General features: G+C 68.9%; 18 protein-coding genes. 8 read left to right on the top strand and 10 right to left on the bottom strand.

Annotated features, from left to right (window positions below; translation table 11 throughout):
- The 7 genes from ABZW60_RS07275 to ABZW60_RS07245 form a co-directional block, all read right to left on the bottom strand.
- Positions 1 to 831, bottom strand: coding sequence for a carbohydrate ABC transporter permease (locus ABZW60_RS07275; RefSeq protein WP_355474869.1), 831 nt, complete (start codon positions 829 to 831; stop codon positions 1 to 3).
- Positions 831 to 1,799 carry a sugar ABC transporter permease gene (locus ABZW60_RS07270; RefSeq protein ID WP_355474868.1) on the bottom strand — a complete coding sequence of 323 codons (969 nt, stop codon included), beginning with the start codon at positions 1,797 to 1,799 and terminating at the stop codon, positions 831 to 833. The genes ABZW60_RS07275 and ABZW60_RS07270 overlap by 1 nt, the downstream gene beginning before the upstream one ends.
- 1 nt (position 1,800) lies before the next feature.
- Positions 1,801 to 3,171, bottom strand: coding sequence for an extracellular solute-binding protein (locus ABZW60_RS07265; RefSeq protein ID WP_355474867.1), 1,371 nt, complete (start codon positions 3,169 to 3,171; stop codon positions 1,801 to 1,803).
- A 130-nt stretch (positions 3,172 to 3,301) separates the two neighbouring features.
- Positions 3,302 to 4,360 (bottom strand): LacI family DNA-binding transcriptional regulator, encoded by a 1,059-nt coding sequence (locus tag ABZW60_RS07260; RefSeq protein ID WP_355474866.1) that lies wholly within the window; start codon positions 4,358 to 4,360, stop codon positions 3,302 to 3,304.
- Between the two features lie 10 nt (positions 4,361 to 4,370).
- Positions 4,371 to 6,011: a hypothetical protein gene (locus ABZW60_RS07255; protein ID WP_355474865.1), complete on the bottom strand. Its 1,641-nt coding sequence runs from the start codon at positions 6,009 to 6,011 to the stop codon at positions 4,371 to 4,373.
- A 22-nt stretch (positions 6,012 to 6,033) separates the two neighbouring features.
- The gene (locus ABZW60_RS07250; protein ID WP_355474864.1) at positions 6,034 to 7,764 is read right to left on the bottom strand and encodes an MBL fold metallo-hydrolase; all 1,731 of its coding nucleotides are present in this window, start codon (positions 7,762 to 7,764) and stop codon (positions 6,034 to 6,036) included.
- A gap of 53 nt (positions 7,765 to 7,817) precedes the next feature.
- Entirely contained in the window at positions 7,818 to 8,201 is a 384-nt protein-coding gene (locus ABZW60_RS07245) for an STAS domain-containing protein (RefSeq protein WP_355474863.1), read from the bottom strand.
- Positions 8,202 to 8,398: 197 nt separating this feature from the next.
- Between ABZW60_RS07245 and ABZW60_RS07240 the strand changes: the two genes are divergently transcribed.
- On the top strand, positions 8,399 to 9,142 hold the full coding sequence (locus tag ABZW60_RS07240; protein WP_355474862.1) for an SDR family oxidoreductase: 744 nt from the start codon (positions 8,399 to 8,401) through the stop codon (positions 9,140 to 9,142).
- Entirely contained in the window at positions 9,139 to 9,879 is a 741-nt protein-coding gene (locus ABZW60_RS07235) for a DNA alkylation repair protein (protein ID WP_355475847.1), read from the top strand. The genes ABZW60_RS07240 and ABZW60_RS07235 overlap by 4 nt, the downstream gene beginning before the upstream one ends.
- Positions 9,880 to 9,888: 9 nt before the next feature.
- Here the strand turns inward: ABZW60_RS07235 and ABZW60_RS07230 are convergent, their stop codons facing one another.
- Together ABZW60_RS07230 and ABZW60_RS07225 are read right to left on the bottom strand one after the other, a co-directional pair.
- Entirely contained in the window at positions 9,889 to 11,367 is a 1,479-nt protein-coding gene (locus ABZW60_RS07230) for an MFS transporter (protein WP_355474861.1), read from the bottom strand.
- A 5-nt stretch (positions 11,368 to 11,372) separates the two neighbouring features.
- Entirely contained in the window at positions 11,373 to 12,092 is a 720-nt protein-coding gene (locus ABZW60_RS07225; RefSeq protein WP_355474860.1) for a hypothetical protein, read from the bottom strand.
- A gap of 268 nt (positions 12,093 to 12,360) precedes the next feature.
- Here ABZW60_RS07225 and ABZW60_RS07220 point away from each other — a divergent pair, with 268 nt between their 5' ends.
- From ABZW60_RS07220 to ABZW60_RS07200, 5 genes are all read left to right on the top strand, one after another.
- On the top strand, positions 12,361 to 13,176 hold the full coding sequence (locus tag ABZW60_RS07220) for a DUF4397 domain-containing protein (protein ID WP_355474859.1): 816 nt from the start codon (positions 12,361 to 12,363) through the stop codon (positions 13,174 to 13,176).
- A 122-nt stretch (positions 13,177 to 13,298) separates the two neighbouring features.
- On the top strand, positions 13,299 to 13,820 hold the full coding sequence (locus ABZW60_RS07215; RefSeq protein WP_355474858.1) for a class F sortase: 522 nt from the start codon (positions 13,299 to 13,301) through the stop codon (positions 13,818 to 13,820).
- Positions 13,821 to 13,843: 23 nt separating this feature from the next.
- Positions 13,844 to 14,461 carry an L-threonylcarbamoyladenylate synthase gene (locus tag ABZW60_RS07210; protein WP_355474857.1) on the top strand — a complete coding sequence of 206 codons (618 nt, stop codon included), beginning with the start codon at positions 13,844 to 13,846 and terminating at the stop codon, positions 14,459 to 14,461.
- A gap of 79 nt (positions 14,462 to 14,540) precedes the next feature.
- Positions 14,541 to 15,500, top strand: a complete 960-nt coding sequence (locus tag ABZW60_RS07205; RefSeq protein WP_355474856.1) for a penicillin-insensitive murein endopeptidase — start codon at positions 14,541 to 14,543, stop codon at positions 15,498 to 15,500.
- A gap of 13 nt (positions 15,501 to 15,513) precedes the next feature.
- Positions 15,514 to 16,161, top strand: coding sequence for a nitroreductase family protein (locus ABZW60_RS07200; protein ID WP_355474855.1), 648 nt, complete (start codon positions 15,514 to 15,516; stop codon positions 16,159 to 16,161).
- Here the strand turns inward: ABZW60_RS07200 and ABZW60_RS07195 are convergent, their stop codons facing one another.
- Positions 16,162 to 16,653: a DNA polymerase ligase N-terminal domain-containing protein gene (locus ABZW60_RS07195; protein WP_355474854.1), complete on the bottom strand. Its 492-nt coding sequence runs from the start codon at positions 16,651 to 16,653 to the stop codon at positions 16,162 to 16,164.
- Positions 16,654 to 16,782: 129 nt separating this feature from the next.
- Here ABZW60_RS07195 and ABZW60_RS07190 point away from each other — a divergent pair, with 129 nt between their 5' ends.
- The gene (locus ABZW60_RS07190) at positions 16,783 to 16,959 is read left to right on the top strand and encodes a hypothetical protein (protein ID WP_355474853.1); all 177 of its coding nucleotides are present in this window, start codon (positions 16,783 to 16,785) and stop codon (positions 16,957 to 16,959) included.
- Positions 16,960 to 16,976 lie beyond the last annotated feature (17 nt).

Raw genomic sequence — 16,976 nt, 5'->3', positions numbered from 1 at the left:
TCAGCCTTTCTGCGCGGTCGTGGCCACGCCGTCGAGGATGTAGCGCTGACCGAAGGCGAACAAGATGATCATCGGCACCACGGCGATCACGCTGGCGGCCACCGCGATCTCCCACTCGTAGTGACCCGAGAGGGCGAAGGCGTCGATGATCTGCTTCAGGCCGCGCGGCATCGTGAAGTACTCCGTGGTCTGCAGGTAGATCAGAGGTTTCATCAGGTCGGACCAGCTCGCCTTGAACTCGAAGACGAACACGATCACCAGCGCCGGCTTGCACAGCGGGAACGCGATCCGCCGGAACATGCCGAAGTAACTGCATCCGTCCACCCGGGCTGCCTCGAACAGCTCCCGCGGGATGCCGAGGAAGAACTGCCGGAGCAGGAAGACGTAGAACGCGGAGCCGAACAGGTTCTGCGCCCAGAGTGGGATCTGGGTGTCGATCATGCCGAGCTTGTTCCAGATCAGATAGACCGGGATCATCGTCACCGCGCCGGGCAGCATCATCGTCGACAGCAGGATCCCGAACAGGATGTTCCGCCCGCGGAACCGGAAGTACGCGAAACCGAACGCGACCACCGCACTCGACAGCGTCACGGCGGCCGCGGCCATGAACCCGACGGTCAGTGAGTTCGTCAGCCAGCGCAGCACGGGTGCGGTGTCCCAGACCTGCAGATAGTTCGACGGCTGGAAGACCTCCGGAAACAACCGGTTGTCGAACACCTGCGACCGCGGCTTCAGTGATGCGGACACCAGCCACACCAGCGGATACACGAACGCGATCGTCGCCAGCGTCAGGAAGACGAAGAACGGGGCCCGCTTCCAAGGGATCGTCATCAGCGCTCCCCGTGGTAGTACACGTAGCGGTTGCCGATCCGGACCTGGACGAACGTGATCACCATGATGATCACGAACAGCAGCCACGCCATCGCCGAGGCGAAGCCCATCTTGAAGAACTGGAAAGCGTTCTGGAACAGGTAGACCATGTAGACCAGCGACTCGTCGGACGCGGTCGCCTTCTGCTGCGGGCCGTAGAACATCGTGTAGGCCTGGTCGAACATCTGCATGGCCGCGATCGTGTGGGTGATCACCGTGAAGAACAACGCCCCGGAGATCATCGGCACCGTGATCCGGAAGAACCGCGTCACCGGCCCGGCGCCGTCCAGCTCCGCCGCTTCGTACAGTTGTTTCGGCACGCCGTTCAGCGCCGCCAGGTAGATGATCACGGTGCCGCCGACCGTCCACAAGCTGACGATCGCGAGCGACGGCTTCAGCCAGTTCGGATCGGCGGTCCAGTTCGGTCCGTTGATGCCGAACCAGCCGAGGACCTTGTTGATCAGGCCCTGCTGACCGTTCAGCAGCAGGAGGAACATCGCTGCCGCGGCGACCGCGGGCGTCATCTCCGGCAGGTAGAAGGCGGTCCGGAAGAAGCCGCCGGCCCTGCCGACCCGCTGCAACATCATCGCCAGCGCGAGCGCGAAGACCGTGCCGAGTGGCACGAACATCGCGGCGTACACGAACGTGTTGCTGAGCGACTTCAGCACCCGCGGGTCGTCGAACAGTTCGCGGTAGTTGTCCAGGCCGACCGCGTGCGGTGTCTGGATCATCTGGTAGTCGGTGAACGAGAGCACCAGGCTGGCGATCATCGGGCCCGCGGTGAAGATCAGGAACCCGATCACCCATGGCGAGATGAACAGCCAGCCGGCCCGGTCCTCGCGTTTCGCCAGTGGACTCCGCTTCGGCCGCCGGCGACGCGCGGGCGTTGCCTGCTCACGCGTCGCCGGACGCTCGACGGTCGTCGTCATGTCAGCCCTGGCCGGCCTTCTCGAAGGCGGCCTTGGCCTCGGTCTGTGCCTGGTCGAGGGCGGCCTGCGGGGTGGCCGAACCGGCCAGTGCCTTGGCAACCGCACTCTTCCAGGCCGCGTCGATCTCGGCACCGGCCGGCGACGGGTTGAGCGACTTCGCCTTGTCGAGCACGTCGTAGTAGTTCTTGATCGCCGCGTCGAACCCCGCGTCGCCGCTGGGCTTCAGGTACTGCGCCTTGATCTCGTCGTCGGCCTTCTTGTTCCCGGTGAACAGGCCGGTGAAGAAGCTCTTGTCCTTGGCCACGGTCTGCATCCGCGCCTCGGCCGCCTTCTGCCAGGTCTCGGCGGACGTCATCGTCTTCGCCCATTGGCAGGCGGCGTTCGCATTCTTCGCACCCTTCGGGATCACCCAGGCCGAGCCGCCGATCGTGCTGATCGGCTGTCCCTGCCGGTCGGTGAACGGCGTCGACTGCAGCTTCAGACCGTTCGCCCGGGAGTCCAGCAGGACGTTGACATACCAGTTCTCGATCGGGAACGCGGCCAGCTGGTCCTTGGTGAACTGGTTCTTCGCGCCGAACAGGTCGAAGGTGTCGCGGAAGGTCTTGAAGTTCGACCAGCCGCCCTGGTCGTTGATCAGCTTGATCGTGAACTGCAGCGCCTCGACGGCCTTCGGGTCGTTGAGGTTCGGCTCGCCGCCGGACTTCACCAGCTCGGCGCCGTTCGCCATTGCCCAGAGCGGGAAGAAGTCCGGCATCTTCGGGTCGTAGCCGATCCGGGCCGGGCGGCCGTTCTTCGCCTTGTAGAGCTTCTTCGCGGTCGCCTCGAGCTTGTCCCAGTCGGTGGTCTGGATGTCGGCGGCCGCGACGCCCGCGGACGTCAGCGCGGTCTCGCTGATCAGGTTGGTCGACACCGTGTAGAACTCCGGGATGCCGTAGGTCTTGTCCTTCAGCTTGACCTCGCTCAGCGCGGCCTCCCGATACTGTGTGGTATCGATTCCAGAATTCTTGACGCAGTCGTCGAGCGGCTGGATCGCGCCCTTCGCCGCGTAGGTGCCGACCAGGTTGCGGGCCATGTAGACGACGTCCGGCGGGTTGCCGCTGGACACCGCGGTGAGGAACTGCTGGGCGTCGAAGTCGCCCTTGTTGTTCTGCACCGTGACGCCCGGGAAGGCGGTCTTGAAGGCGGTGATCCGGGACTGCGCCACCTCGTCCTCGCCGCTGAAACCCATCACCTTCAGGGATCCGGTCGGAGTCGCGGCGGCCGACCCTTGGTCGCCGCTGCCGCCGCCGGCGTCCTTCTTGCCGACGCCGGCGCAGGCGGTGAGGGCCAGCGCGCCGGCCGCGAGCACCACGGGGAGGCGCAGGTGCTTCATGGGGTTGCTCCTAACGTCGACAGGGGACGAGCGGCCGGATGTGGTATCGATGCCACATTTCCGGATTGCAGGAACGGTACGGGTGCGGCCGAGTGGCCGTCAAGACGTCAGCGACGAGCTTGTGGACAACTCAGCGCGGGGCCGGGCCGGTGGACCCGCGGACGACCAGGCGGGCCGGCACCTTGACCACGCGGCGCTTCGGCGTGAGCTCGCCACGGATCCTCGCGAGCAGCAGACGCGCGCAGCTACGGCCCATTTCGACCGTGCTCTGGTCGACCGTGGTCAGCGCCGGCTGGACCAGCGACATCCACGGCACGTCGTCGTACGCGGCCAGGCTGATCTGCCGCGGGATCTTCAGCCGCCGGTCCTTCAGCTCGGCGAGCGCGCCCTGGGCGAGCACGTTGTTCGCGGAGATCAGCGCGGTGACCTCGTGCTCGTTCAGCAGCTTGCGCGTTGTCAGCCGGGCCGCGTCCGCGTCGAAGCTGGTGTAGGCGATCAGGTTCTCGTCCACCGTGAGGCGGCTGTCTGCGTGCGCGGCGCGGAAACCGGCGAGGCGGCCGGCGCCGGTCGACCATTTCGTCTCGTCGATCAGAAGTCCGATCCGGGTGTGGCCGAGCGCGATCAGGTGCTCGGTCAGCTCCCGCGCGCCGGTCTCGTTGTCGCTCAGCACGACATCGCTCTTCGAGCGGCCCAGCTCGCGATCGGCACAGACCACGTGGACGCCGTTGTCCTGCAGTACCTGCGGGCACTTCGCGGTCACCGGCGTCACGATCACACCCGGCACCCGCATCGCCAGCAGCGTCTCCGCCGCGTGCAACTCCTCGGCCGGATCGCCGTTGTCGTTGACGAGCACCATCTGGTACCCGCTCGACCGCAACTCCTGCTCGATCCCGGCGGCCAGGTCGGCGTAGAACGGGTTGCGCAGATCCGAGATGAGGACGCCGATCGACGTCGACGTCCGGCTGCGCAGGTTGCGGGCGTTATGGTCGGTCACGTACCCGATCCGCTCGGCCGCCGCCTGCACCCGGGCCCGGACGGCGGGCGACGCGTAGCCCCGCGTGTGCAGGGCCCGGGACACGGTCGACGGCGAGACACCGGCTTCCCGTGCCACGTCCTGCACGGTGGGACGACGTACCGGCGGTTGTGTCGGCTGTGGCACCGCCCGCGCCGCCTGTCCCCGGGGACTCATGGGCCGCAGTCTAGATGCTCCGCCGCTCCCTGTACCGGTTCCACGTGTCCTTGACCGCGTCGTAGTCGTCGGTGCGGAAGTCGTAGCGATCCGTGTCGGTGCCGTCGACGTAGTACAGGGCAGGGACCCCGAGTGAGTCCTGAATCCGCAGGTAGTCTCGCCATTCGGCATGGCTGGGCATCATCCAGCCGTCCGTGTCCACACCTAGCTCCGGCACCACCGAACGCACCACTCCTGCCCGGTAGGTCATGTGACGAGCGACATAGCCCGGCCCGGCGGTGTGGTCATGCAGTACGTCGTTGAGCCGGATCATGTCGGTGACGTCGAGGAAGGCCGGGTCAGGCGTGTGGGTAACGACCAGGGCGTCCGGCTTGACCTGCTTGGCGGTGTCGTAGACGAGTCGCAGCTGCTCATGGAGCAGGGCCGCACCCCAACGAGTACCGCTGTGGCGTAGCGACGAGCCGGACGGAGTCCGTGCGGTGAAGTCGATCTTGAAGCCGTCAGCGTCCAGCCCGTCGGCCGAGAGCATGTACGTCACCGCATCCCGGATCAGCTCGACGCAGGCCGGGGAGTCGGCGTCCAGGCCGACCGGTTCACCCGAGGCGTCGGTGATGCACGCATCGAGCGGAGCACCTTCGTAGTCCCACGCCTTCCACCACAGCAGGACCCGCTGGCCGGCCGCGTGCCGCTTGGCGATCCACCCGGCCAGGTCGCTCCAGCGCTCCGGATCGGGACGGCAGGTCGCGTACGACGCCTGCCACTTGTCGTCGATGACCACTGTCTCCGGCACGATGCCCTGGCTCGCAAGGGTCTCCAGAAACACATCGTAGTTCGCCTGGGTAGCCAGCGGCTGCGGGGGCTGATCGGTTCGTACGCCGAGAGCGCACTGCGCACCCCAGCCGCAGAAGATCGTCCCGGACCACCACTGAGGTCGCTCGGCCGCCCGCGCCGGCACGACGCCGGCCGCGTCGAGCAACTGGCGGTGCCGAACCAGCACGTCTTCAGCAGAGTCGCCACCGAGGTGAATTACCAGCAGGGGTGTCGTAAAGGTGCCGTCGACCGTGGTGTGCCCCTCGTAGTCCAGCTGGAGGCTGAAGCCACCGGTCACCGGTCGGTAGTGGTAGCTGGTGAAGTTCTGTTCGGCAACGGGCGCAACGACACTGAACCCGACCCAGCCCGGCGAGACAGCCGCAGCGAAACACCAGGGCGCCGGAGTGAACAGCCACCTCTCGATCCCGGGCTCACCGCCCTCGCCGCACACGCTGATCGTCGCCGGCTCGACAGCATCCCGCATGACCCGCGAGGGATGGTCCGGGTTGGGTGAGTACACCTGCTCCAGCCGCGATCCACTCGGCAGGAACCCGCGCGGCGTACGGCGACCACCCAGCAAGTGGACGTCCGTCAGCCGACCGCTGCCGGTCACGGTGGTCTGTACCTCGATCCGGTCCGCGAGGAAGCGTGTCGTCGTCACCCTGCTCTCCCAGACCGAGCTGCGCGCCGTCACCCGCACCACGCCGGCCTCCGACCTGTCGACCTCGAAGGACGAGCTCTCGTCGAAGCCGCCGACCGTGTCGAGCGAGGCGAACAGCCGTAGATCGAACAGGACCTGCCCGTCCCGGCTGACGGTCGCGTACCCCTTCTGAGCGTTCACGCTGTAGTCCACAAGATTCCTCTCACTGAAGCCGGACGTCGACGAGGGCCTCGGCCAATTGCCCCAGATACATCCCGTCCCGCGTGACCGCGGCCGCGATCCGCTCCCGCCGTACTGCACCCGCGACGCGGGGGATCACCACGAACTCGCCAGGACCGACCCGCCTGCACTCCCAGCCGGCAGGTACGACAAGGTCCGCAGGCACACTCACCCGCACGGTGAACGGCCGGCCGTTGACCGCCTGCACTCGGTACGGCGAGATGCGGACGGTGCCCGTGAAGACCGGGTCGTCCGGCGGCAGCAGCGCCCGGTGCACTCGCGTCACCTCCTCGCCGAGCCGTACCAGCTCGTCCAGGTACGACGGGGCCACCGGGCGCGGATCCCAGTGACCGGAGATCATCAGCTCCGGCTGCAGCCGCTTGTACAGCGCCGCCGAGGCTGCGTAGTCCTCGGCCGCGAACGCGTTCGCGTACTGGAAGTTCGGGATCTCCGCCGGACCGTCCGGCGACCAGCTACCCGTCTGCTGGTCACCTGTCGCCAGCACTCGCCGGCCGTCCACGGAGAACCCGATGGCCGACGCGTAGAGCGTGTGACCGGGCAGTGCGTACATCGACAGCTCGTACTCACGCCAGCCGATCCCGCCGCCGTTCTCGATGTGCCGGGCGCACGGAATCGGCTCGTACCAGAGGCATGGCAGGTCGTACTGCGTCGGGTTCTCCAGCACGTGTGCCACCGGACCGGACGCCCACACCTCCGTTCCGTGCACCTCTCGCATCAAGTTGAACGCGGCAACGTGGTCGTCGTGGTAATGCGTCGGGACAGCGACCTCGACGCGGTCGATGCCGTAGTCGCGTCGCAGCGCGCGCAGACTCGGCAGCCACGGCCGGACGACGTGCCGCGGTCCGCCGGTCGGGATGCTGGTCGTCAGGTCGTAGCCGTAGTCGATCAGCAGCGCCGTCCCCGAGTCGCTCAGCAGCACATAGCTGCGGGACTCGCTGGTCCGGTTCATCAGCAGGTGCGGGCTCAGCTCGACGTACGGGTTCTCGAGCTTGTCGGGCAGACCGCTCGGCGTCCCGAGCCGCACGGTGATCAGGTCCTGCAGGGCGGCGCAGGTCTCCCGCACGGCCGCGACCGGGTCGTTCATCCGGGAGCCGTGGCTGGGCAGCAGCGCTCGTGGCGAGTGGTCCAGCAGTTGCAGGAGAGAGGCAATGGTCATCGCAGCACCCTCCATGCCGACGTACGACCACTGCAGCGCGGCGGCCGACCAGACCTTGCCCGGGCTGTGGATGAGGTCACCGGTGAAGGCGTAGCCGTCGATCAGGTAGCTGACGCTCCCCGGCGTATGGCCGGGCGTCGGCAGCGTCCGCACCGATACGTGGCCGATCTGTGAGGTGCTGTAGTCCTTCATCACGCCCGTCACCGGGGCGGACGAGAGCAACGAGAACCGGTCGGTGTGCAGGTCGTAGTTGTTCACCAGCTGCCGTCGCTGCCAGTGCTGGTCGGCGTCCGAGATCAGCTCGGCCTCGTTCTCCGGAACCCAGATCCGGGCGCCGGCGGTGGCGAGCGTCGGCAGACCTTCGACCTGGTCGCGGTGGTGGTGTGTGACCAGTACGTCGGTCACGGCGTCCACGCCGTACGACGACAGCCGGTCGAGCCAGCGCCCGCTCCCGGCATCGACCGCCACGGCCGTCCGCGTCGACGGATCGACGAGCAGGTACACCACGCAGGTGTCTTCGATGGCGTGCACGATCACCCCAGCACCCTAAGGGCAGACCTGGAATCGATTCCACCCCCGGCCGGAGCCGGTCAGAGATCGGCGAGGGCCTCGGCCACCGTGCCGTAGATGCGGAACTGGCCGCCGAGGCCGGTGACGGTGAGCGGACGGTCGACCGGGCGGCCGACGCCGACCAGCGCCAGGGGGATGTTGTGCCGGCCGGCCAGGTTGCGGGCCTCGACCAGGTTGCCGAGGCCGGCCGAGCTGCAGAACGTCACGGCGGACACGTCGATCAGCACCAGCCGGGCCGGCGGTGCGACCGCGGCGCGGATCGATTCGGCGGCGAAGTCGGTGCTCGCGATGTCGATCTCACCGGACATCCGGACCAGCAGGACACCGGGCTCCAGCTCGTCGGTGACTGCGTCGAAGGTGGTGCGGATCATCTCGCCGTCCCGCGGCTCTGGGTGGCTGGTCACGCGGGTTCTCCCCCGGGGTAGCGCCACGAACGCGGGTCCTGGCGGAAATGGAACTGCCCTGCCCTCACACCGTATGCCCCAACGCGCGGGCGTCACAACGGGTCTGCGCCCGATCGACCCCGGAGCGTGACCTGCGCGCTGTAAGCGCTTCGGGATCAAGCAAACGCCGGACCCGATCCGGTGATAGACAAGGCGGTATGGGCGTTCTCGAGGGCAAGGCTGCACTGGTCACCGGAGGTTCGCGGGGAATCGGCGCCGCGATCGTACGACGGCTCGCCGCGGACGGCGCCGTGGTGACGTTCACGTATGCGAGCAGTGACGCGGCCGCGGCCGATGTCGTGACGGAGGTGAAGGCGGCCGGCGGCCGGGCGATCGCCGTGCAGGCGGACCAGGCCGACCTGTCCGCGATCGACGAGCTGTTCGGCACGGCCGCCGAGCCGACCGGGACGCTGGACATCTTCGTCTGCAACGCGGCGCGGGCGATGGTGAAGCCGATCGCCGACGTCACGGCCGAGGACTACGACGAGCTGTTCGCGACCAACGTCAAGGGTCCGTACTTCGCGATCCAGCGGGCCGGTCAGGTGCTCCCCGACGGCGGCCGGATCGTCGCGCTGTCGACGCTGAACACCGTCATGCCAGGGCCGGGGATCTCGCTGTACGCCGCGAGCAAGGCCGCGCTCGAGCAGTTCGTGAAGGTCGCCGCCCGGGAGTTCGGGCCGCGCGCGATCACCGTCAACACGGTGTCGCCCGGCGCGACCGACACCGACATGTTCCACGACCACAACCCGCCCGCGATCCAGGAAGCGCTGGTCGGCATCACCGCCCTCGGCCGGATGGGTGAACCCGCCGAGGTCGCGGACGTGGTCGCGTTCCTCGCCGGCCCGGACGCCCGCTGGATGACCGGCCAGAACCTGCGTGCGACCGGAGGGATGCTGGTCTGACCACCACGAGCCTGACCACTACGAGTCTGATCGCCGACGTCGACGCCGCCGCGGACCCCGCGGTGGCGGAGGTCCTCGCGCGCTACTTCCAGCTCCAGCCCGGCGGGTACGGTCACGGCGACCGGATGATCGGCGTCAAGCTGTCGACCATCCGCGGCATCCTCAAGCCGTACCTGCGGGCCGGTCTGCCGCTGCCCGAATTGGAGCAGGCACTGGCCGGCCCGGTGCACGAGCACCGACTCGCGATCCTGTGCCTGCTGGCCGATCGGGCGTCCCGCAGCCTCAAGCCACGCACGGCGAACCCGCAGGAGCTCGCCGCGATCTACGAGCTGTACCTGCGCAGTACGGCGTACATCAACAACTGGGACCTGGTGGACTGCAGCGCTCCCCAGATCGTCGGCGGGTACCTGCTGGACAAGCCGCGAGACCCCCTTTACACGCTGATCCGCTCCAACAAGCTCTGGGAACGGCGGATCGCGCTCGTCGCCACGCAGTTCCTCATCGGTGTGGGACAGACCGCCGACACCTACAAGTTGGCCGCAGAGGTGCTCGACGATCGGGAAGACCTTGTGCACAAGGCCTCCGGCTGGATGTTGCGCGAGGCCGGCAAGCGGGTGTCGGAGGACGAGCTCCGCGCCTTCCTGGACCAGTACGCGAGCCAGATGCCGCGGACGATGCTCCGCTACGCCATCGAGCGGCTCGACCCCGACAGCCGCAAGGCCTATCTCGCGCGATAAGTCGACAAATCAGCTCGGCGTCCGGCTCTGCGCGTACGGCGGGGCCTCGAGCGCGCAATGCACGTGGTGCTCGACGGGGCGTGCCTCGCGCGGCTTGCCCCGCTCGCCCAGCGTCACCCAGGCGATCACGCCACCGGCCGCCGCCAGCCCGGCGGAGATCCACAGCGCCCGGCCGAATCCGTTGTGGAAGGCAACGGGATCGCGATAGGTGTCGCCGGTGATGCCGGCCGCCATCGGGATCGCCGCGACCGCCATCAGCTGCGCGGTGCGTGCGACCGCGTTGTTCACCCCGGACGCGATCCCGGCATGGTGGTCCGCGACCGACGCCAGCACGGTCGCGGTCAGCGGCGCCACGGTCGCGACCAGGCCGAGCCCGAGCAGGACGACGGCCGGCAGTACGGCGGTGTAGTAGCTCGTGTCGGTGTCGATCCGCAACATCAGCAGGAAGCCGCCCGCCATCAGCAGCGGCCCGACGGTCATCGGGAGGCGCGGGCCGATCCGGTCGGCGAGGCCGCCGGCGTAACCCGACAGGAACAGCATCAGGACGGTCATCGGGAGCAGGGACGCGCCGGCCCACAGCGCGGAGTAGTTCAGGGCGGTCTGCAGGTAGACCACGACGAGGAACGTCGCCGTCCCGAGCGCGCCGTACACGACGACCGTCACCAGGTTCGCGGCGGTGAAGCGGCGGTTGGCGAAGATACTCAGCGGCAGCATCGGGTGCGCGCCGCGCCGCTCCACCTCGATGAACGCCGCGAGCGCGACGACCCCGATCACCAGGCTGGTCAGCACCACCGGATCGCCGAAGCCGTGGTCGCCGGCGCTGATCAGTCCGTACGTGAGCCCGGCCAGACCCAGCGTCGCGAGGGTCGCGCCGGTGATGTCGAGCTTGCCGGCGGCCTCCTCGTCGCGGGTCTCGGGCACGTGGCGCAGTGTCACCAGAACGGTCGCCAGCGCGAGCGGAACGTTGAGCAGGAAGATCAGCTGCCACGAGCCGCGGTCGACCAGCGTGCCGCCGACGAACGGGCCGACGGCCGCCGCGACCGAGGTGAGACCCGACCAGGCGCCGACGGCCTTGCCGCGGTCGGAGTGCTGGAAGGTGGTCTGCAGGATGGCCAGGCTGCCCGGCGTCAGCAGCGCGCCGCCGATGCCCTGCAGGACGCGGCCCGCGATCATCACCTCGAGGTTGGGCGCGACCGCGCACACCAGCGAGGCCACCGCGAACCAGATCACCCCGATCACGAACGTCCGCCGCCGTCCGAACCGGTCGCCGAGCGAGCCGCTGAGCAGGACCAGCGACGCGAGCATCAGCATGTAGCCGTTCACGATCCACTGCAGACCGGCCATGTCGGCGTTCAGGTCCTCGCCCATCGCCGGCAGGGCGACGTTGACGACCGTGCCGTCCAGGAAGGCCATCCCCGAGCCCAGTGCCGTGGCGGCCAGCACCCACCGGCCCCGCGCGGTACCCAGCGCGATCCGCTCTTCAGTCATACCGGTCAGCGTGGCAGATCGAGCTGGACCACGACGAGGGCCTTGTCCGCCGGAATGCCGGACCGGATCGCGAGTTGGGGCGGATCGCCGACCGCGCACCGGGTCTCGGGCAGCAGCGGGCAGACCGCGTTCAGCAGTCCGCTGGTGACCGTGAGGTCGGTCGGCATCGTGCTCCCGGCGCTCGCGGTCAGCGGCCGCAGCGCCGCCCCGGCCCGGGTCGACTCCGACGGGCTGGACCGCACCGTCGAGCCGGACAGCCGGTACGTCAGCCGGATGCGGTTCGCGGCGGTCGTCAACGGAATGTAGTCGGACCCGGTCACTGTGGTGTTTTCCAGCGGCACCGTCTGGTTGCCGGCGAGCACTTTCAGATTCGTCACTCGCGGTGTCGTCCGGGCCATCATTCCCGGCAGGTGTTCACCGGACGCCGGCACTTGCAGCGGAAGAATGTCGGTGGCTTGCGGCAGCAGCACGTCCTCGGTGACGTCGAACGATCCGTCCGGGCGCGGTGCGGCGATCAGTTTGATACCCGCCGTGGTCTGCCCGGTGCCCGGCGTGCGGGTGGTCGGCCGGGGAGCCGGCGTGGTCGGCGGTGCGGTGCCCAGGCCCGGGCTCGGCGCGGCCGGCTGGACGGAACTGCCCGTACAGGCGGTCGTCGCGCTGTACCCCAGCAACAGCGCGGCGACCGCCAGACAGCCGGCGCGGGGTCGCCGCCGGGGTTCCTCCACCCCCGATGTCCTGGCCGGGAGGAACCCGGGACGCCCGCGTCCTGACACGTTGTCACCGCCCCCTAAAACGGACCTGACCGTTTCCCCTGGCGGCCTGATCGGACTTCAGCATACGATACGCCCCAATTCCATGGGGTCGGGCGTTTGTTTCAGGTATTTCCGTGTGAACTCCGAGGGGGAGAAAAGAATGCGGAGACGGAGTGTGCCCGGGCAATCCCGGGCGGTAAACGCAAGCGTTTCGAGAATTCACGGTCCGGTAATTCGCCGGGTGCTTCCGCTACTGCTCGCGGTCCTGGTCGCGGCGGCGCCGGCGCTGCTCACGACGCCGGCCGAGGCGGCCGCGGGCGCCAACCTGTACTTCGTGCAGGGCTTGCCCGGGCGCAGCCTGGACATCAGCGTCGACGGCCGTCAGGTCGCGTCCGGGGTGGCCGGCGGGAAGCTCGTGGGGCCGTTCGGGGTGGCCGCCGGGAAGCGGATGGTCACCGCCCGGCAGAACGGGAAGGTGGTGGTCCAGGCCCAGGTGACGGCAGGGTCCGGGGCCAGCCTGGACGTCGTCATCCACCAGCCGGTGTCGCCGACGGGCGCGCCGCTGATCACGACGTACGTGAACAAGCTGACCGGGGTGCCCAAGGACAAGGGCAGCCTGCGGGTCGCGCACGACGCGGCCGTCGGTCCGGCCGACATCCGCGTGAACGGCCAGGTGCTGTTCCAGAACGTCGCGAACGGGGAGTCCCTGGACGTCGTCGTTCCGGCCGCCACCTACAAGGTCGAGATCGTGCCGACCGGCGCGACGTCGCCGGTCGTTCTCGGTCCGCTCGACCTGCCGGTGCAGGCCGGGTACCTGACCCGGGTGTTCGCGATCGGCGCGCCCGCGCAGAAGACGATGACCGTCGCGCTCGGCACCATCAAGGTTCCGGCGGCCGGGTCGGACAAGCCGGGTGTGGTGAACACCGGAACCGGAGGACAGGCGGCGGGGCTCGACCAGGCGCAGAGCCCCGCCGGCCAGGCCGGTCTGTGGGTCGTGGTGTTCCTGGCCGCTCTCGGGGTGGCTGTCGTCACCGGCCGGAAGGTGGTCCGCCGCTGAAGCGTGAGCTGCTGTGTACGACGTTGTGCTGCCTCGCCCTGGCCGGTTGTGCGGCCGGGGCGGGCAGCGCGACGCCTGCCCCCACGACCACGTTCAGCCTCACGATCGGCCGTCCGCCCTCTGTGGCCGAGCCGACCACGCCGCTGACGGCGCCGCCGGGACGGATCGGCACGCCGGCCCCGAGTCAGCGGATCCGCTTCGTGCCGCAACGGATCGTCTTGCCCGGCGGCGCGGACGCGGCCGTTCTCCCGGCGACAACGGTCGACGGCCGGCTCCAGGTGCCGACCGCGCGGCACGTCGGCTGGTGGGACGGCGGCGCGCAGGCGGGCGATCCGTTCGGCTCGGTGGTGCTGGCGGGGCACGTCGACAGCAAGTCCGAGGGGCTCGGGTTCTTCGCCCGGCTGCTCGAGGTACGACGCGGTGAGGTGGTCGTACTGCGGGGCTCCGGCCACACGGCGTCGTACCGGGTCGTCTCGATCGCGTCCGTGCGGAAGGACGCGCTCGCGACGAAGAGCGGGGCCTTCGACCAGACCGTCGGCCACCGGCTCGTGCTGATCACCTGCACCGGCGCGTACGACGCTTCCCGCGGCGGGTACGAGGACAACCTGGTGGTGACCGCCGTACCGATCGGCCTCGCCCGGTAGGCCGCGCAGTAGGCTCGGCCGTCATGGCCAGGTATTTCGACATCCACCCGGAGAATCCTCAGCGGCGGTCGATCGGGCAGGTGGTGGACCTGCTGCGCGAGGACGGGCTGATCGCGTACCCGACCGACTCCTGCTACGCGCTCGGCTGTCAGCTGGGCAACCGGGACGGGATCGACCGGATCCGCACGATCCGGCACCTGGACGACCGGCACCACTTCACCCTGGTCTGCGAGAACTTCGCGCAGCTCGGTCAGTTCGTGCACATCAGCAACGCGGTGTTCCGCTCGATCAAGGCAGCCACGCCGGGCAGCTACACGTTCATCCTGCCGGCCACCAAGGAGGTGCCGCGCCGGCTGCTGCACCCGAAGAAGAAGACCGTCGGCGTGCGGATCCCGGACCACGTGGTCACCCAGGCGCTGGTCGCCGAGCTCGGCGAACCGCTGGTCTCCAGCACCTTGCTGCTGCCCGGCCACGAGGAGCCGATGACGCAGGGCTGGGAGATCAAGGAAGAGCTCGACAACCAGATCGACGCGGTCATCGAGGGTGAGGCGGGGACCGAGCCGACCACCGTCGTCGACTTCTCCGACGACGTCCCCGAGGTGGTCCGGGTGGGCTCCGGGGACCCGACTCCGTTCGAGTGAGCCCTTGCGGTTCGCAACAAACTGCCCGATGGTGGCGGATGAGCGTTAGTCAGTTACCTCATCCGCCCCGGAGGGACTCATGCGACGTGCTCTGCTCGCCCTGACCGTTCTGCTGCTGACCGCGCTGGTGCCGGCGTCCGCGCAGGCCTACGCCAACGCCTTCTTCCCGACCCAGAGCAGCGGCAACCGCGGCGCCGACGTCCAGGCGATCCAGTTCCTGCTGCAGTACGCCGGGCAGTCCGTCGACGCGGACGGCGTGTTCGGCGCGACCACCGTCAGCGCCGCGAAGGCGTTCCAGAGCGCCAAGGGTCTGGGTGTCGACGGGATCGTCGGACCGCAGACGTGGGGAGCGTTGACGCCGACGATCCGCTCCGGCGACAACAACGCCGCGGTGAAGGCGCTGCAGGTCGAGCTGAACGCCAAGCGCCGCCTCAGCCTCCCGGTCGACGGCGTCTTCAGTACGGCGGTCCGCGACGCGGTCGTGGCGTTCCAGTCGCACGCGGGCATCGGCGCGGACGGCATCGTCGGCCCGATCACCTGGCGGAACCTGGCCTGGCACTACGACTACCCGGACTTCAGCGCGAACCTGTGCGACCAGGACCCGGACGGCAACGGTACGGCGGCGAACTGGGCCGCCGCCGCGCCGACAGCGCAACTGGAAGCCGCGGCGCGCTCGTTCGCGTCCACGGGCCAGGGCAAGGTCCCGTACGGCGATGCGGGCTTCGAGCACGGCGGGGACATTCCCGGCCACGCCAGCCACGACAACGGCATGGACATCGACATCTGGCCGATCCGCACCGACAACGGCCAGTGCACCGCGGGCCGGATCACCTGGGAGTCCACGACGTACGACCGGGCCGCCACCCGCCAGCTGATCCAGGCCGTCCGCGCCGCGGCGCCGGGGCACGTGAAGTACATCTGGTTCAACGACCCGACCCTGATCAGCGAGGGCCTGACGCAGCAGTGGCCGGCCCATGACAACCACCTGCACGTCCGGTACTGCGAGAAGGTCCACCCCAACAGCACCTACGTCTGCTGACACACTGTCCGGCGTGACCTACACACTCGATCTGAACCCCGACGAGCTGCTCACCACGACCCGTACCGTCCGCAAGCGGCTCGACCTCGAGCGGCCGGTGCCGATGGAGCTGATCCGGGAGTGCATCGAGATCGCGTTGCAGGCACCGTCGGGCAGCAACCGGCAGACGTGGCACTGGCTGGTGATCACCGACGCCGAGAAGCGCGCCGCGGTCGGCGAGTACTACCGGCGTTCGGTCGAGCAGTATCTGGCCGGACCGGGCGCGGCGGGGAAGCTGCACGCCGACGACCCCGAGCGCGGGCCGGTCCAGCGCCGGGTCGGTGACAGCGTGGCCTACCTCGGCGAGCGGATGGGGCAGGTGCCCGTGCTCGTCATTCCCTGCCTGGAGGTGCGGAAGCTCCCGGCCGGGAACCAGGCCGGGCTGTGGGGCTCGATCCTGCCGTCGGCCTGGAGTTACATGCTCGCCGCGCGGGCACGCGGCCTCGGTACGGCGTGGACCACGCTGCACCTGACCTACGAGCAGGAGGTGTCGGAGCTGCTCGGTCTGCCCGAGGAGATCCGGCAGACGGTGCTGATTCCGACGGCGTACTCGATCGGGACCGGTTTCAAGCCCGCGGCCCGGCAGCCGCTCGACGACGTCCTGCACATCGACGGCTGGTGATCAGGAGGCCGCCATCTCCTCGATGGTCAGGCCGCTGAGCACCGATCGGGGCTCGGTGACGGTCAGGTCGAGATCCGGGTCGGCGTCGGCGTCCTTCACCTTCACCAGCAGCCAGTCGCCGCCGGTGCGGGTGAATGCCCAGGCCCCGTTGAGCTTGACGCCGTGCAGTTGCACCTTCAAGTGTCCGCGTTCGATCGCCTCGGCCGGGTCGACGAGTTGCTGCCGGGCGTCGCGGGTCAGGTTCGTGTAGACGCCGGCGTCCCAGACGATCACCGCGCCGCTGCCGTACTGCGCGTCGCGATGCACACCCTCGTACGAGGCGTACTCGAGGTCGTGGTCGGACGTGAACACCGCCAGCCGCTTCACGATCGGGTCCAGCGACGGCCCCCGCGGCACCGCCCAGGATTTGAGCACGCCGTCCACCTCGAGCCGTACGTCGTAGTGCAAGCGCCGCGCGTCGTGCAGCTGCACGACGAAGATGGGCCTGGCCAACGGGGCTCCTTGACGAATTCGAGTTACCGCTAACGGTCTGTCATCTTGCGGTTGTAGGCTTGCGCTTGGCTGAGCAACCAGCCCCTCACACTCTCCTCCATCATCCGCCCCTGTCACGAAGCAGGTGCCATGCCCGTAGCCCCCTCACCGGCGCGGCCGATCGCCGTACAGATCCGCATCGGCGGACGCTGGATCGCGGGCCAGGAGCTGGGCCGCCGGACCGGGACGGCCGGGACCGACGAGGTTCTCGTCAGTCACCACGGCCATCTCGTCTGGATCGACCAGCATCAGGTCCGCGAGTCCTGAAGCTGAAACCCCTTACC

Source organism: Kribbella sp. NPDC003557, assembly GCF_040610805.1.
GTDB lineage: Bacteria > Actinomycetota > Actinomycetes > Propionibacteriales > Kribbellaceae > Kribbella.
The sequence above is the reverse complement of the archived record's forward strand: the minus strand, read 5'-3'. Positions and strand labels throughout refer to the sequence as shown.

Excerpts from the sequence above, each read along its gene's own strand:
- ABZW60_RS07275 (WP_355474869.1), bottom strand. The coding sequence starts at position 831 with ATGACGATCCCTTGGAAGCGGGCCCCGTTCTTCGTCTTCCTGACGCTG.
- ABZW60_RS07270 (WP_355474868.1), bottom strand. The coding sequence starts at position 1,799 with ATGACGACGACCGTCGAGCGTCCGGCGACGCGTGAGCAGGCAACGCCC.
- ABZW60_RS07265 (WP_355474867.1), bottom strand. The coding sequence starts at position 3,171 with ATGAAGCACCTGCGCCTCCCCGTGGTGCTCGCGGCCGGCGCGCTGGCC.
- ABZW60_RS07260 (WP_355474866.1), bottom strand. The coding sequence starts at position 4,360 with ATGAGTCCCCGGGGACAGGCGGCGCGGGCGGTGCCACAGCCGACACAA.
- ABZW60_RS07240 (WP_355474862.1), top strand. The coding sequence starts at position 8,399 with ATGGGCGTTCTCGAGGGCAAGGCTGCACTGGTCACCGGAGGTTCGCGG.
- ABZW60_RS07230 (WP_355474861.1), bottom strand. The coding sequence starts at position 11,367 with ATGACTGAAGAGCGGATCGCGCTGGGTACCGCGCGGGGCCGGTGGGTG.
- ABZW60_RS07210 (WP_355474857.1), top strand. The coding sequence starts at position 13,844 with ATGGCCAGGTATTTCGACATCCACCCGGAGAATCCTCAGCGGCGGTCG.
- ABZW60_RS07205 (WP_355474856.1), top strand. The coding sequence starts at position 14,541 with ATGCGACGTGCTCTGCTCGCCCTGACCGTTCTGCTGCTGACCGCGCTG.
- ABZW60_RS07190 (WP_355474853.1), top strand. The coding sequence starts at position 16,783 with ATGCCCGTAGCCCCCTCACCGGCGCGGCCGATCGCCGTACAGATCCGC.